Below are 15,267 nucleotides of genomic sequence, written 5' to 3'. Positions count from 1 at the left end.
TATTAAATGCAGTTATTGTAAACTATTAAAAATGCAAATAGACTATGAAAATTGAAAAGATACAGGCGTTGCGCGGCCCTAATATTTGGAGTATCAGAAGAAAGAAGCTGATACAGATGAGGCTGGACCTTGAAGAAATGGAAAATTTTCCTACCAATAAAATAGATGGCTTCCGGGAGAGGATCGAAAAACTGATTCCGTCATTATTTTCGCACCGGTGTTCCGAAGGTACGGAAGGCGGTTTTTTCCATAGGATAGAGACCGGAACGTGGATGGGCCATGTGATCGAGCATATCGCCCTTGAAATTCAGACCCTAGCAGGAATGGATGTCGGTTTCGGGAGAACCCGTGAGACCAGGACGCCGGGTGTTTATAATGTCGTATTCAATTATATCGAAGAAAATGCAGGGATCTATGCTGCGGAACAGTCTGTGGCTATTGCCGAAGCATTGATCAAAGGGGAAGAATATGATCTGAATGCCTGTATCAAAACGTTAAAGGAAATCAGGGAGCGCGTCCGTCTAGGACCTTCTACCGGAAGTATCGTACAGGAAGCGGTTTCCCGCAGGATTCCATGGATCCGTCTGGGAACGAATTCTCTGGTTCAGCTGGGATATGGCGTCAATCAGCAGCGGTTCCAGGCAACAATTACCGGAAATACGAGCTCTATTGCCGTAGATATTGCATGTAATAAAGAGTTAACGAAAAGAATGCTGCACGACGCGGCGATTCCTGTTCCGGTCGGAGACCTGATCACCGATGAGGAAGGTTTGGATGCCGTTGTAAGAAAAATAGGATATCCGGTGGTGATCAAGCCTTTGGACGGCAACCACGGAAAAGGATCTTCCATTAATGTAAATGATTGGGAAGCTGCAAAAACAGGCCTCGAACACGCCCAGAAATACTCCAACAGAGTTATCGTAGAGAAATACATTACCGGCTATGATTTCAGGGTTTTGGTGATCAACAATAAAATGGTGGCCGCTGCAAGAAGGGTTCCTGCCCATGTGGTAGGGGACGGCGAACTGAATCTTCAGCAATTGATCGACAAAGAGAACAATGATCCAAGAAGAGGTTACGGACATGAAAATGTTTTAACGGAAATCCTGATCGATAAAGATACAACAGAGCTTCTCGAAAAGCTTCATTATAGTTTATATACCGTTCCGCAAAGGGGGGAAGTGGTGTATTTAAAATCTACTGCCAATCTTTCTACCGGAGGGACTTCCATTGATGTTACCGATATGGTTCATCCCGAAAACATTACGATGGCAGAAAGGGTGTCGAAAATCATCGGACTGGATGTCTGCGGAATCGATATCATGGCGGAAAACCTGACCCAGCCTCTGAAAGAAAGCGGTGGTGCGATCATTGAAGTGAATGCAGCTCCGGGATTCAGGATGCACCTGGCTCCAAGCGAAGGATTGCCGAGAAACGTAGCCGCTCCGGTAGTCGATATGCTGTATCCCCAGGGTAAACCGTTTACCATTCCGATTATTGCGGTAACGGGAACCAACGGGAAAACCACCACCACACGATTGATCTCCCATATTGTTAAAAGCAACGGATACCGGGTAGGTTTTACCACTTCGGACGGGATTTATATCCAGAATACGATGCTGACCAAAGGCGATACAACCGGTCCTGTTTCGGCGGAATTCATTCTGAAGGATCCTACCGTTGAATTTGCCGTTCTGGAAACAGCCAGAGGCGGAATTTTACGTTCAGGATTAGGATTCTCCCAATGTGACATCGGGGTGTTGACCAACATTAAGGAAGACCATCTAGGATTGAATGATATTCATAACCTGAAAGATCTCACCCGTGTTAAAAGGGTAGTTCTCGATAGCGTAAAGAAAAATGGCTGGAGCGTCATGAATGCCGACGATGAATATTCCATGAGGATCATCAACGACCTGCATTCCAATATTGCGATCTTCAGTATGGATGAAAATAACCCGCACATCAGAAAATTTGCAAAAGACGGAAAAATCACCTGTGTCTACGAAGAAGGTTTCGTCACCATTAAAAAAGGAGACTGGAAGATCAGGATCGGAAAAGCCAAAGACTTCCCGATTACCATGGAAGGAAAAGCCAAATTCATGATTGAAAATGTACTCGCTGCCAGTCTTGCGTCTTACCTTCACGGTTTCGGAATCGAAGATATTTCAAATTCCCTCCGGACTTTCATCCCAAGTGCACAGCTTACTCCGGGACGGCTGAATGTGTTTAAGTTCAAAAATTTTAAGGTTTTAATTGATTTTGCCCATAATCCGGCCGGCTATGAAGCGATTGAAGATTATCTTAAAAATGTGGAATCTACCAAAAAGATAGGCATCATTTCGGGAGTCGGCGACCGAAGGGATGGTGATATCCGGGAATGCGGAAAGATTGCCGGAAGAATGTTCGACCACATTATCATCCGCAACGAAAAGCACCTTCGCGGCAGAACCGAAGACGAGATCAACGGGCTGATCATCGAAGGGATGCAGTCTTCCGGACGGGATGTGAGCTACGAGATTATTCCTAAAGAAATTGAAGCCCTGAAACACGCCATGGGAATGGCCGAAGAAGGGACTTTCATCACCGCTCTGAGCGATGTGATTTCCAACGCGATCGATCTGGTCCAGGAATATCAGGCTAGGGAACTGATGGAGGACGATAAGGTTCAGTAACAAAACAGGATATAAAACAAGTTTCGGCGGCATCTCAGGTGCCGCCGAAACTTTGAATAGGATTGAATACGAAAAAATGAAAGTACGGTTTAAAAAAGATCTCTCCAATTATAAAAACCTGGATGACTACCTGGTCGTAGGATTTGGTCTTCATGAGAGCAAAACAAGGTTTTACCTCATTGCTGATGATAATTTTGCCGTCGGCTATGCCATGCCGAAACATTTTGATATTATTGATGCTGCTGCCGATGGTTATATCAGAAGAGATGATTTGAATTCGGGAAGAGAATTTTATCTGGAAGCTGAAATGAATCATTCGCGGAAAGATCTCAGAAACTATCTGGAAATAAACGATCCATATGAAAACGTCAGCTATTTCGCAGAGAAAAAGTATCCGGTTTCTGTTGATTATGATAAAAGTATGCTTAATGAAGATAATAAACTAAGCCGTATCGAAGGCGCTCTGTTATTCATCAATCGGTATTTGTACGAACAGTTTTGGGACGATACCTACCGGGAAGGCCTGGAATTTTATAAAAAAGATTCCCTGGATAATCTGCTGGAAAAGAGGATAAGCGAACCTGCACTCATTCAGGTAAGTCATTATAAAGATGAACTTTTGAAATTCATAGCCAGAGCATTTGGAGCAGGGGAGCAGCCAATAGACAAGTCTGAGTATTATGCCCGCACGCTTTCAGGTCTCATCAGTACCCTTTTTGCGAAAGAAATTGCTTCGGTTCAAAAGATTGAGTCATTGTATGATATGTGTTTTGTTACTGAGTATGAAAACAGGTATTATATTTTAAGCAGGTATTGGGTATCCTGAAATAAAAAATAAAACAAAACCTCCGGATTTCCGGAGGTTTGGTGTTTAATGATTTTCCCAGGTTGATTTTATTTTCTGCATTTTCACCAGATAAAAATACAGCGGGATCAATTCCAGTCTTATCGTAAAGCTGACATTCGGAATGGTAAACGGAATAACCACCATCATAATGATGCAGACGCCAATCCCAATGATGGCATCAATAATAGCAGCCTGAACTGCCCATTTGTGCTCGAACCAGAGTCCGTAGGCTACAATTCCCTTGAATATTATTAACAGGTGGTAATCATTCCCGGCAACCTGTAAGGATGAACGGCGGTAATTCCATAAAGTGATAAGTCGATTTCTTATAAAATTTCCTTTTGTTTCAAAATCCTGAAAAGCTGAGATTTCTTCCATCGTATATCAGTTTTAAAATCATTCTTCCGCAAAAAAAGCATTGGAGCTTCCGATCCAGATCGCATCTTTCTTATTGAAGTCGACATTCACCATGGCGGCTTTGGTCATTCTACCCAGGTTTTCCAAAAGGATCGGGTGTTCATCTTTTTCGCGCCAGATGTACAATAATCTGATCTCCGCTTTGGCAAAATCGCCGTTGATATCTTCAAAAACAGGCTCGTACTGCACTTTTCGTTGCAGGATGTAGTTTTCCCTGTCCTCAATAGCATCAGTGATTTCCCGGGTCGGATTCAAATTCACGCCGCTGCCGGCAAAGGAGAAAAGGGGTTTCAATACAAAATCTCCAAGGTCTTCATGTTCCGGAAATTCATGAAGGAAGTAGCTTTTCGGGACAAAAGGATGCTGCAGAAGCGGCAGCAGGAATTTGGAAATCTTAAAAAACCAGTTCGGATGGGTAACCCAGGTTACATCCACCTCTTCACGGAAATCAAACTCCGTTTTCAGATCCGGGATCCTGTCGAGCTCATCAAAAATAACGCGGTTGTAAATTCTTTTAATTTCAGTCCGCTTTCCGTCGTTGTCGTAAAATAATTTTTTGCCTTCCTTTTTTATTTTGGTCAGGCAAACCGTTTTAATGCCCAGCAGCTGTTCCGTGAACAGGAAATCGATTACGGTTTTCTGCTTTTCGGGATAAATTTCAAGAAGGACGACATTTTCGGGGTCTTCATTACTTACAATCAGTTCTTTTAAATAATTTTTAAAGGTCTCATCCGGCATTTTGTTCCTTATTTCCGAAAGGAATGGATAAACTTCACAAAACGTATCTTCAAAAGTTCTCTGGAAAGCATAGAGGGAAGGAAATGCCTGAAGCTCGATCAGCTGTGGCTCTATTTCGCCGTTTTCACTTTTGCAGATTCCGAAATCGATGGTGAAAAAATGCGGCTGATGCGTGTCGTTCGGGACGCGACAGTTTTCCGGGATTGCTTTCCGTAAGGTTTCTGCCGGTAAAGCTTTAATCTGGTCGATAATGCTGTCGCTGGCCTCCAGAAGTTTGGCTTTGAATTCTCTGGTCAGGAACAGCGGGCTTTCCGATATCCTGAATGCGGGCTCGATACCGCTTTTTTCTTTCAGGATCTCTTTCAGCTGAGCGTATTTTTCATTTGAGAATTCCTGATTAAACTGCTTTCTGTATTTTGGGATCATATTCTTTTCCTTTTTGTGATTTAAAAAATCGGACATGGAGCCCGATTTTTGAATATTTCTGTTGGTTGTAATTAAACGGTTGCCCGGGCCTGATTCAGAAGATTCTTTTTCGCGTGGTCCAGGAATCGTGGGAGAATCTGTGCCTGCGTAAGCAGAATTTTGTCTTCATCATCAATCCGGTCGATGGTTTCCAGGTATTTTTCCATCCCGAAATTTTCAATCATGGCGGCTTTGTTTTTTTCGACCTTCAGGTTTTCGATCATTCCGGCAGGATTGGCTTCGGGATGAAACTGGGTACCGAAAATCTCTTCCGAGAAGCGCACGGCCATTACCGCTCTTTCCAGGTTGATGTGAGGCCGGAATTTTTCAATGGCAACAATATGCATTCCCAATTCTTCAAAACGATTGTAATCGGGCTCAATAAACTGGAACGCTCTTGAATCCACGCCGTAGAAGGGATCCGGTAAATTTTTAAGCAGAAACTCCTGTTCGCCTTCTTCGGTTTTGTGAATCGGCATTACCCCGAAAGAGTAGGACTTCCTTCTGTTGATGGTTCCGAGTTTCCAGTGGATGCCGGCCAGCTGGAAAGAATGGCAGATCAGGAACAGGTATTTCTTCCGGTCACCCGATTGATTATGCTCAAAAATTCCGTCCAGAAAAGCGGCAAACCGGTCTTCCCATTCCAGTCCTTCCCGGTGCGGGTCACCCGGCCCGCCTGAGGAAATGAAAATGTCGAAATCCGCAATGGCCGGCATTTCATTTTTAAACCTTACATCAAATGTTTCAATATGTACATGTTCTTCCGTGCCTTGCTGAAAAGCTTCGGAGATTTCTTTAATATTCTTAAATCCCTGGTTTGCCTGATTGTTGTTCATGTCTAGCAAAGCCATTCGTATATCTTTCATACCGCATTATTTTTGCAAAGTTACCGAAATATTATAAAGCCGTTTCGCTGTGGGTGATTCCGTATTCCGTTTCAGAGATCATATAATCCACGACTTTGGTAAGGTCGCCGGTTTCGTTAAATACCTTCAGCTGGCGGTCTGCACCGGTTCCGTTTTCGAGGATCGTCCAGGCATAATCCACTTCTTTCCGGCATCCCAGATCATCCACGACATCGTCGATAAATTCAAGCAGCTCTTTTAGCAAATCAGGATAAGGAACGGATTCTTCTTTCCCGAAATCAATCAGGTGGGCATCAATTCCGCTTTTGGAAGCCCTCCATTTATTTTCATTCAGCAAAAGCCTGCGGTAACTTCTGAAGCTCAGGTTCTGCTGGTGCAGTTTGTAGATCTTGGCCACCAGGGATTGCATAATGGCAGCCAGGCATACGGTTTCATCGATCCGTAAAGGCATATCGCAGATCCTGAACTCAATGGTAGGGTAGAACGGGTGAACCCGCAGGTCCCACCAGATTTTCTTGGCATTGTCAATGGTGCCCGTTTTTACCAGCAAATCAACATAGCTGTCGAACTCTGCCAGGGAATTGAAGAAACTCGGAATTCCGGTTCTCGGGAATTTTACGAAAATTTCCTGACGGTATGATTTGAAACCCGTATTTCTTCCGATCCAGAAAGGAGAATTGGTAGACAGGGCGTACACGTGCGGCAGAAAATACCGCATTACGTTCTGGATCCTTACGCCTTCTTCACGGTTCGGGATTCCGATGTGGACATGAAGACCGAAGATTAAATTTCCACGGGCCACATCGCCCATATCATCCACGATTTTATTGTACCGTTCCCCGTTGGTAATGGTGTTGTGTTCCCAGTTGGAAAAAGGATGGGTCCCGCCGCCGGAAACCCGGAGTCCCTGTTCGTGGGCGGTTTTTATGAGGTGACTTCTCAGGTTCGTCAGTTCCGCTTTGGCCTCCTGGATATTCTGGCAGATGCCGGTTTCCATTTCGATCATGGATTCGTGCATTTCGTGCTTTAAATTTTCACTTAAAACCGCTTTCCCGCCTTCGATGATTTTCGAAACATGAGAAATCAGGTCCCTGCTCTCAACATCAATGATCTGATATTCTTCTTCGATTCCGATAGTAAATTGATGCATTTTTTTGTGTTTTCAGAGGTTCTTATTTTACAGAATCTTTAACGAAAGTTCCCCAGGAGATGTTCGGCTTGCCGGGAACATATTCTTTCGCTTTTTCAACGGCTAATTTAGCGGCATGCTCTACGATCCAGGCAAAGTTTTCTTCCCCTACCGAATTGCGGTCGGCATCGGGAGCCGGATTGCAGAAATCAATGGCATACGGAATTCCGTCGCGTACGGCAAACTCCACCGTGTTGAAATCGTAGCCCAGTGCCCTGTTCATTTTAAGCGTATAGTCATGGATGGTTTTCAAAATCTTTTTAAGTTCTTTGCCCCCGGTTTTATGCGTTGTTTCATATCTCAGGTGAGGTTCGTTTCTCGGTTCGTACGGCATGATGTGTACGTATTTCTGGCCCAGGCAGTACACACGGTAATAATCGTCGAAAATAATTTCTTCCTGTACCATCATCACCAATTGCTCCGTTTCGCCAAGTTTGGCCCATAGGTCTTCCGGACTGTCGACGCGGTAAACATTTCTCCAGCCGCCGCCGTCGTGAGGTTTCATATACGCCGGGAATCCCACATAATCGAAAATATATTCCCAGTCATGAGGAAACTGCAGGTTTCTGAATGAGGTTTCCGAAGTGTTGGTCGGCCTTTCATGAGAAGGGAGAAGGACGGTTTTCGGAAGAGGGATGCCCAGTTTCGTCATCAGAGCATTATTGAAAAACTTTTCGTCGGCACTCCACCAGAAAGGATTATTGATGACATACGTTCCGTTCAGCGCTGCATTTTTCAGGTAAGCCCGGTAAAAGGGCACATCCTGCGAAATCCGGTCGATAATTACGGCATACCCGTAATCGGCACCCTGTTCAAGCTTATCGATATTTACCGGTTCGGCAACGATTTCCCCACTGCCCAATTCATTCACTTTATCGATAAATGCCCAGGGAAACGTATCTTCCATCCCGAACAAAATTCCTACTTTTTTAGCCATAATGTATTTTTTTATTTTTGTTAATTATTGAATATTTTGATTGAGATCTGAATTAATGATGATCTTTTAATTTAATCTCTGTGTGCTTAGCTGAGCAGAATCTCCTGGCAAACTTAAAGACAGTTAGTCGAAAAAAAATCTTTACGGACTTCGCATTAAGATTCTTTGTGCTTATAGTTCAGTCAGTTTTATGAAAAAAATGCTCCGATAAAAGTGGGGAATACCATTCGCCAGAGCGGCCAGTCATGGTTGATCCACTTCTTTTCATCGTACCAGAAATCGATTCCTTTTGATGACAGGATTTCGGCCATTTCCGCATTTTTATCCCTGCAGATGTCCTGATCGGATGTGCTCAGCACGATATGCAGGTGTTTGTATTTCCAGGCTTCGTCATTTTTTACGAATTCCCTGGGGCAATTGAAGTATACCAGATCATCGGAATAGCCGTCCATAAAATTCCTGATGCTGAATGCTCCCGAAAGGCAGAATAAATGCGACACCACATCCGGAAACCGGAAGGCAAAATTGGCAGCATGATATCCTCCGAAACTTGCGCCGGCTACGGCTACACGGTAGGTATTATGAAGCTTCTGAATATAAGGCACGAATTCCCTGATCAGGAACTGTACATATTTTTCGTAATTCCGGATTCTCTCCTGCGGCGGAATGCTTTCATCGTAAAAGCTCCGGCTGTCGATCGTCTGGATGTTGTAGAGTTTTACTTTTCCCTGTTCCACAAACCAGTTGATGCTTCCGTTCAGCTGAAAATCGTGGTTCTGGGTATAAAGCCCCTGTGAAGTCGGGAACATGATGATCGGGTAGCCGTAATGGCCCGTGACCTCAACTTGGAGGCTTGTTCCTAAAATATGTGAATAATAATCGGTATGTTCTATTTTCGGCATTTTTTGTTATTTGGAGTTAAAAGGTTTTCAGCTCTTGATCTCTGCTTTTGATTTAAACGGAAGGCAAAACCTGAAATTATACCGGTTTGTCCCGTTTCCGGCGTATTGCTGTTAATATTTAAAAATTCAGGAGGTAGGCTTATCCTTCGGAGGGAGAATGCTCAGCATTTCAGCCTGGATTTTTTCAGCGGCTTGATCCAGTTTTTCCTGTACGACATCCGCATCCTCTGATCGGTAAACGATGCCCGCATGATAATCAATCGGCAGGAATTTTACGGCTTCTTCACATTCAAACTGACTATAATCAGGTTCTTTATCTTTAATCAGGGCGATGATCAGTCCGGAATAATACCCGGTCGGTTTCGGGATCTTATACTTTTTACCACGAAGCAGTGCGTCTTCTATCTTTGCCCATTCTTTCCAGATGTTGATCCGGGTGGATGCTTCCACCAGATCGGGAATATGGGCACCGCCTACCCGTGAGGAAGTTTCAAGAAAGTAATATTTTCCGTTGTCCCGGCTTCTGATAAATTCGGTATGGGTAGCACCGTTCATCAGTCCGAAACTGGAAAGCACCTGGGCATTGGCCTTTTCCAGCGCCTTATATTCAACCGAATGGGGCCCTAATGTTTTGGTCCTGAAAACGCCGCCTTCATGGGAGACCTGCATCGGCGGGGCAAGATATTTTGAAGCAGAGGTAAAAACGATTTGTTTATTGAAGGTAAGGCTGTCTACATGATAGACATCGCCGGGCTTAAAGTTTTCCAGTAAAAAAAGGTGACGCTCTTCCCCTAAGTTGTTCAGGGCCTCCCACAAATCTTCCCTGGAAGTCAGTTTTTTAATGCCGGAAGCGGAGGCTTCGGAACGGGGCTTGAGGACCCATGGAGCAGGAACCTGATTGGTAAAGGCATTTACCTCATCATTGTTGAAAACAGCGGTAAATTCAGGAACGTTGATACCGGAATCTTTGGCTTTCTGACGCATGGCCAGCTTATCTCTGAAATAGCGGTGGGTAGTCTGTCCCATCCCGGGAATCCTGAAAGTTTCCCGGATAAGGGCAGCTTTTTCCACATCGTAATCATCCAGGGCGATTACCGCATGGATCTTCCGGGTCTGCATCAGATGGGAAAACCCCTGAACCAGATGATCGAGGTTCCATACCGACGGTTTGATCTCGGGCATGTAAAATATCTCGTCGATGGCGTGCCAAGGCCAGTTTTTCTCTTTGAGATTCTCAGATGTTACCAGGATTACTTTATTACCGAGTCTTTTCATTTCATTCATGAAATTATAACCCTTGTAATAGCATGAAATGCACACTATAGTTTTCTCCTCCATACAACGTTTTTAGTTTTTTGATGGATTTTTAAAAGCGAAAATCTTTATTTTTTAATTATTTGATGTTAAAAAATAAAATATCGTATACTTTTGAAAATCCTATCAATTATACAGAGAATTTTTGTAATAAACTAATTTTTAGTGATAATTTTCGATTAAATCTGCCAGCAGCTGTACGCCGAATCCGGTGGCTGCCTTTTCTTTTGCATAGCCCACATTTCCGAAGGCAACGCCGGCAATATCCAGATGGGCCCACTTCGGATGGTTTTCAATAAACTGTTCCAGGAATTTGGCGGCTACGATACAGTCTCCGATGGGTTTCATGGAAATATTTTTGAGATCGGCGACATCGGAACGGATGTCGTCTTTCCAGATGTCCCAGAGCGGTAAATTCCAAAGTTTCTGGTTGGTCTTGTCTCCGGTGGTAAGAAGGAGATTCTTAAGCTCTTCGCTGTTGGAAAACAAGGCCCCGCAGGTATCGCCGAACATCCGTACGGAGCTTCCCGTCAGGGTGGCAAGATCAATCAGGAAATCGGTTTTAAAATTTTTAGCCAGGTAAGAAAGTCCGTCTGCCAGAATCATTCTTCCTTCCGCATCGGTATTCAGCACTTCGATGGTCTTTCCGTTGTAGGCGGTAATGACGTCGCTCGGAAGAAAGGCTTTCTCGGAAATGGCATTGTCGGTGATGGGAAGAATGGCAACGATATTCACCGGGAGCTGCATTTCCGCAGCATAAATTAAAGTTCCCAAGACCGCTGTCGCGCCGCCCATATCCGATTTCATGTAGTGCATGTTGTCCGGGTTTTTCAGGGAAATCCCCCCGGTATCAAATAATACGCATTTTCCAACCAGCCCGAAAGTCCTGGCATTTTTAACGGTGGTTTTATATTCAAGGATGGTAAATGCCGCGTCATAAGCACTTCCCTGATTCACGGAAAGGTAGGCTCCCAGACCGAGCTCCTCGCATTTTTTCCTGTTGAATACCGTGTATTTTATATCGTACTTTTTAGCTAAATTTTTTAGATATAAACTGAAAATATCCGGTTTTTTAAGATTGGCGGGTTTGTTCAGCCATTCCTGGCAGGCCGTCTGTCCGTTGCTGATGGCTTCCGCTTTTTTACCGATGTGATCTAGCTTTTTCTGGCTTAAATTTTCAAAATGCAGTTCGAATCCGGGATTCCAGAAAGCATGTGTTTTTTCGAAAGGATAGTGGTAGGTCCCGGTCAGCAGGCCTTTTATGAACTCTTCAAACTGTCTTTCACTCATTAGATCAGCCAGGACCAGTGTAGGGACTGCCTGTATTTTTTCTTTGTAGGTCTGGGAAAATTTCAGGGCCACCTGTTGAACCTCAAAACTCTGCACACCCAGTTTTCCGAGGCCGATAAAATAAACCGTTCCTTCTTCATGGACCTGAATAAAGACGTCATGCTTCTTCCCGGTAAAAAAAGTGGAAATGTTTTTATGGAAATTCCTGCCGGATTTTGCCCATTCTTCTTCCGTAAAAAGATGAAAGACCTGCGTATAGTTTTTATTTTTTTTGTTGATAAGTTTCATACGTTAATTTTTTATGCTGTCCTGCTTGGGTTTTACTTCCACAGGGTTTTCGGTATTGTTGTAGTACAGCCATTCGATGGCTCTCGGAAATTCCTGCGACCAGTAAAATTCGCTGTGCGTGCCTTCCGGGTTGATGCTGGTCCTGATTTCAAAATCAAACAGGCCATTCTGTTCCCAACGTTTCATGGACTCTTCAAAGGTATGGATCCTTTTTACCATTTTAGAGCCTTCCTGGCCGCCGCCATAAAGATAGATCTTTGTTTTGAAGGGAACCCTGAAATTCATCATCGGGAAATTATTGTTCGGTTCCACCCAAAGCGAGGGCGAAAAAATCAGAAGCTTGGAATAGACTTCAGGATACAGGAAACCGCTGTAAATGCTGATCAGGGCGCCGAGCGAGCTTCCGCCGATTCCGGTATTTTCACGGTCTCTTTTGGTACGGTAGTTCCGGTCTACAAACGGTTTTAAAGTATCGGTGATGAAACGGATGTATTTTTTTCCTTCGGAGCCATTGGCCACATGATCGTTGTCGAAAATATATTCTTTGATCCGGTCTTCGCTCCCGTGCTCGATAGCGACGATGATTACCTCTCCGCGGCCATATTCCGAAAGTACGGAAAGCTTTTTGTCGATTTCCCAGTTTCCGTAATCACTGCCTTCGTTGAACAGGTTCTGGGCGTCCTGCAGGTACAGCACCGGATAGTTCTTGTCGGAATCGTAATAATCATAAGGCAGCAGCACCCATATTTTACGGTACCGGTCAAGCTGAGGGATGTAGAATTTCTCCGAAATGATTTCGGCGATCGGAAAATACTCGTCCTTGAAGGGCCCCCAGTTCAGCCTCCATTTTTCTACGGTGTCCGTTGCGGTGCCTGAAGATTTCAATGCTTTCCGGTTTGGGGTAATATTTCCGTATCCGTCCAGCTCCACGTTTTCCCAGCCGCCTTTGGTGAACTTGTATTCCACGAGCCCGGGCAGCAGCTGGTCGTCAATTTCAATGGAATAGTGCCGGTTATCGTCCCGGGTAAGCCGGAACCGCTGATCTCTGGGATTCCAGCGGTTAAAATTTCCGGTAATATAAATAATTCTCTCATCCGGTTCTGTAGTACAAAGTTCAAACTTCATCAGTGTCTTTACTAAATTTTGAAGGGATAAATTTATAAAAAATCTTTTTATGGCAAATAATTTCCCGAATCATGGTATTACTGGCCGAAAAGCTTTATATTTGGTAGAAACTAGCAACATGAGCCGGCTAACATAATAATTAATTTACTCATAATTAATATAGGTTACCGGTATTTTCCGTAGTTTCAAAAAATATAAAATTAAAATGAAGACCGTAATGAATTCGGTTAAAACGTACACTCTTTTCACAGATCAGGACATTTATCTTTTCAGGGAAGGTAAGCATTATAAGCTCTACGACAGGTTCGGAGCGCACTCTGTAGAAAAAGACGGGGTTAAGGGCGTTTACTTCTCCGTTTGGGCCCCCAATGCCAGCAAAGTTTCGGTAATCGGGAACTTCAACGGCTGGAATCAGGACGGTCATGCTTTATTTCCCCGTTGGGACGGCTCGGGAATCTGGGAAGGCTTTATCGCCGGCCTTACCTGGGGAACCTTATACAAATATGCCATTGAAACCCACCGCGGTGAAATTCTGGAAAAAAGCGACCCGTATGCTTTAAGCTGGGAACAGAATCTCCAGGCGGCCTCGCTGGTTTCCACCACCTGGTACGAATGGCAGGACAAAGAATGGATGCAAAGCCGATGGCAGAAAAATACCCTGAAAGCGCCTGTTTCCGTGTATGAAATGCATCTCGGATCCTGGGTGCGGGACGAACATCATCCGGAGAAATTTCTGAATTACCGGGATATTGCCGTTAAGCTTATTCCCTATATCAGGGAGATGGGGTTTACCCACGTCGAATTTATGCCTTTGATGGAATATCCGTATGATCCCAGCTGGGGCTATCAGATTACGGGTTTTTATGCAGCCACTTCACGCTTCGGCTCGCCGCAGGATCTGATGTTCCTGATCGATGAGCTTCACCGGAGCGGCATCGGTGTGATTTTAGACTGGGTGCCTTCGCATTTCCCAGGGGATGCCAATGGCCTTCACCAGTTCGACGGCTCTTACCTGTATGAACACGAAGATCCGCGGAAAGGCTTTCATCCCGACTGGAAATCCTACATTTTTAACTACGGAAGAAACGAAGTGAAATCTTTTCTGATTTCCAATGCCATGTTCTGGCTGGAAAGGTACCATGCCGACGGATTAAGGGTGGATGCGGTAACTTCCATGCTCCATCTGGATTATTCCCGGAATGAAGGCGAGTGGGAACCCAATATCTACGGCGGAAACGTCAACCTGGAAGCCAAAACGTTTTTACAGGAATTCAATACTGCAGTATATAAAGAATTCGGCGACAACATCATTACCATTGCGGAAGAAAGCTCCGACTTCCCGATGCTGACCAAGCCCGTTCATGACGGCGGCGTGGGTTTCGGGATGAAGTGGATGATGGGCTGGATGCACGATACGCTGGCTTATTTTAAGGAAGACACTGTCAACAGGAAATTCCTTCACCATAAGCTGACCTTTGCTTCGATGTATATGTACAATGAAAACTACATGATGCCGCTGTCACACGACGAAGTGGTGCATGGAAAAGCAAGCCTGATTTATAAGATGAAAGGTGACGAATGGCAGAAATTTGCCAATCTCCGGGCACTGTACGTTTATATGTTTACGCATCCGGGGGCAAAGCTGCTTTTCATGGGGGATGAGTTCGGACAAACGAGCGAATGGAATTTCAGGAAAAGCCTCGACTGGCATCTGCTCAACTTTCCTGTTCATAAAGGATTGCAGACAGCGGTTAAGGATCTAAACCATCTCTACCGCAATGAAACGGCGTTTTATGAAACCCAGTTCAGCCCGGAAGGTTTTGAATGGGTGGAAGCGGATGATACGGATAACTCGGTATATATTTATTTAAGAAAAGGAAAAAAAGAAGAAGATGTCCTTATGGTTATCCTTAATTTAACACCAAGGGTTTTGGATTATAAAATCGGCGTTGCTGCCGGAAGCCAATGGGAAGTCATTTTCAATTCCGATGACGAAAAATATGCCGGCAGTGGTGTTCAACCCGATATTTTCAGGGAAGATGCTGAAGAATACAAAGGACATCAGAAGTCGATCAGCATCAGGCTGCCGCCGCTGGCCGGGGTGGTTTTGAAAAAGAAAGCAAAAAATAACAACGGGAAGGAAGCAAGCAAAACAAAAGATAAGAAAGATGATTCAGGTAGAAGACGTACTGGGAAGCCACTACGATGATATTA

Annotated in this window: 12 protein-coding genes; 3 read left to right on the top strand and 9 right to left on the bottom strand. The window is 44.4% G+C overall.

Annotation, left to right across the window (positions count from 1 at the left end):
* Positions 1 to 44 precede the first annotated feature (44 nt).
* Together cphA and CHA01nite_RS02535 are read left to right on the top strand one after the other, a co-directional pair.
* Positions 45 to 2,675, top strand: coding sequence for a cyanophycin synthetase (gene cphA / locus CHA01nite_RS02540; protein ID WP_146939648.1), 2,631 nt, complete (start codon positions 45 to 47; stop codon positions 2,673 to 2,675).
* 52 nt (positions 2,676 to 2,727) lie between these two features.
* Positions 2,728 to 3,501 carry a hypothetical protein gene (locus CHA01nite_RS02535; RefSeq protein WP_170234667.1) on the top strand — a complete coding sequence of 258 codons (774 nt, stop codon included), beginning with the start codon at positions 2,728 to 2,730 and terminating at the stop codon, positions 3,499 to 3,501.
* Positions 3,502 to 3,546: 45 nt separating this feature from the next.
* On the opposite strand, the gene CHA01nite_RS02530 is transcribed toward CHA01nite_RS02535, so the two are convergent.
* From CHA01nite_RS02530 to CHA01nite_RS02490, 9 genes are all read right to left on the bottom strand, one after another.
* A complete protein-coding gene (locus tag CHA01nite_RS02530; RefSeq protein ID WP_146939646.1) occupies positions 3,547 to 3,900 on the bottom strand; it encodes a hypothetical protein in 354 nt (117 codons plus the stop codon).
* An 18-nt stretch (positions 3,901 to 3,918) separates the two neighbouring features.
* Positions 3,919 to 5,139, bottom strand: coding sequence for a hypothetical protein (locus tag CHA01nite_RS02525; protein ID WP_228458320.1), 1,221 nt, complete (start codon positions 5,137 to 5,139; stop codon positions 3,919 to 3,921).
* 35 nt (positions 5,140 to 5,174) lie between these two features.
* Positions 5,175 to 6,008, bottom strand: a complete 834-nt coding sequence (locus CHA01nite_RS02520) for a type 1 glutamine amidotransferase (RefSeq protein WP_146939644.1) — start codon at positions 6,006 to 6,008, stop codon at positions 5,175 to 5,177.
* A 31-nt stretch (positions 6,009 to 6,039) separates the two neighbouring features.
* A complete protein-coding gene (locus tag CHA01nite_RS02515) occupies positions 6,040 to 7,158 on the bottom strand; it encodes a carboxylate-amine ligase (protein ID WP_146939643.1) in 1,119 nt (372 codons plus the stop codon).
* 22 nt (positions 7,159 to 7,180) lie between these two features.
* Positions 7,181 to 8,134, bottom strand: a complete 954-nt coding sequence (locus CHA01nite_RS02510) for an ATP-grasp domain-containing protein (protein WP_146939642.1) — start codon at positions 8,132 to 8,134, stop codon at positions 7,181 to 7,183.
* Positions 8,135 to 8,322: 188 nt separating this feature from the next.
* On the bottom strand, positions 8,323 to 9,036 hold the full coding sequence (locus CHA01nite_RS02505; RefSeq protein ID WP_146939641.1) for an alpha/beta hydrolase-fold protein: 714 nt from the start codon (positions 9,034 to 9,036) through the stop codon (positions 8,323 to 8,325).
* Between the two features lie 126 nt (positions 9,037 to 9,162).
* Entirely contained in the window at positions 9,163 to 10,374 is a 1,212-nt protein-coding gene (locus CHA01nite_RS02500) for an ATP-grasp domain-containing protein (protein WP_146939640.1), read from the bottom strand.
* Between the two features lie 138 nt (positions 10,375 to 10,512).
* Positions 10,513 to 11,928 carry a M17 family metallopeptidase gene (locus CHA01nite_RS02495; RefSeq protein ID WP_146939639.1) on the bottom strand — a complete coding sequence of 472 codons (1,416 nt, stop codon included), beginning with the start codon at positions 11,926 to 11,928 and terminating at the stop codon, positions 10,513 to 10,515.
* Positions 11,929 to 11,931: 3 nt separating this feature from the next.
* Complete coding sequence (locus tag CHA01nite_RS02490; RefSeq protein WP_146939638.1) at positions 11,932 to 13,053, bottom strand: alpha/beta hydrolase; 1,122 nt, start codon at positions 13,051 to 13,053, stop codon at positions 11,932 to 11,934.
* 217 nt (positions 13,054 to 13,270) lie between these two features.
* On the opposite strand from CHA01nite_RS02490, the gene glgB reads away from it, so the two are divergent.
* The gene (glgB, locus tag CHA01nite_RS02485) at positions 13,271 to 15,262 is read left to right on the top strand and encodes a 1,4-alpha-glucan branching protein GlgB (protein ID WP_146939637.1); all 1,992 of its coding nucleotides are present in this window, start codon (positions 13,271 to 13,273) and stop codon (positions 15,260 to 15,262) included.
* The last annotated feature ends 5 nt before the right edge of the window (positions 15,263 to 15,267 follow it).

Source organism: Chryseobacterium hagamense, from assembly GCF_007991455.1.
In the GTDB taxonomy this organism is placed as follows: domain Bacteria; phylum Bacteroidota; class Bacteroidia; order Flavobacteriales; family Weeksellaceae; genus Chryseobacterium; species Chryseobacterium hagamense.
Note: the sequence above shows the minus strand (reverse complement) of the source record. Positions and strands in the feature narration are given on the sequence as shown.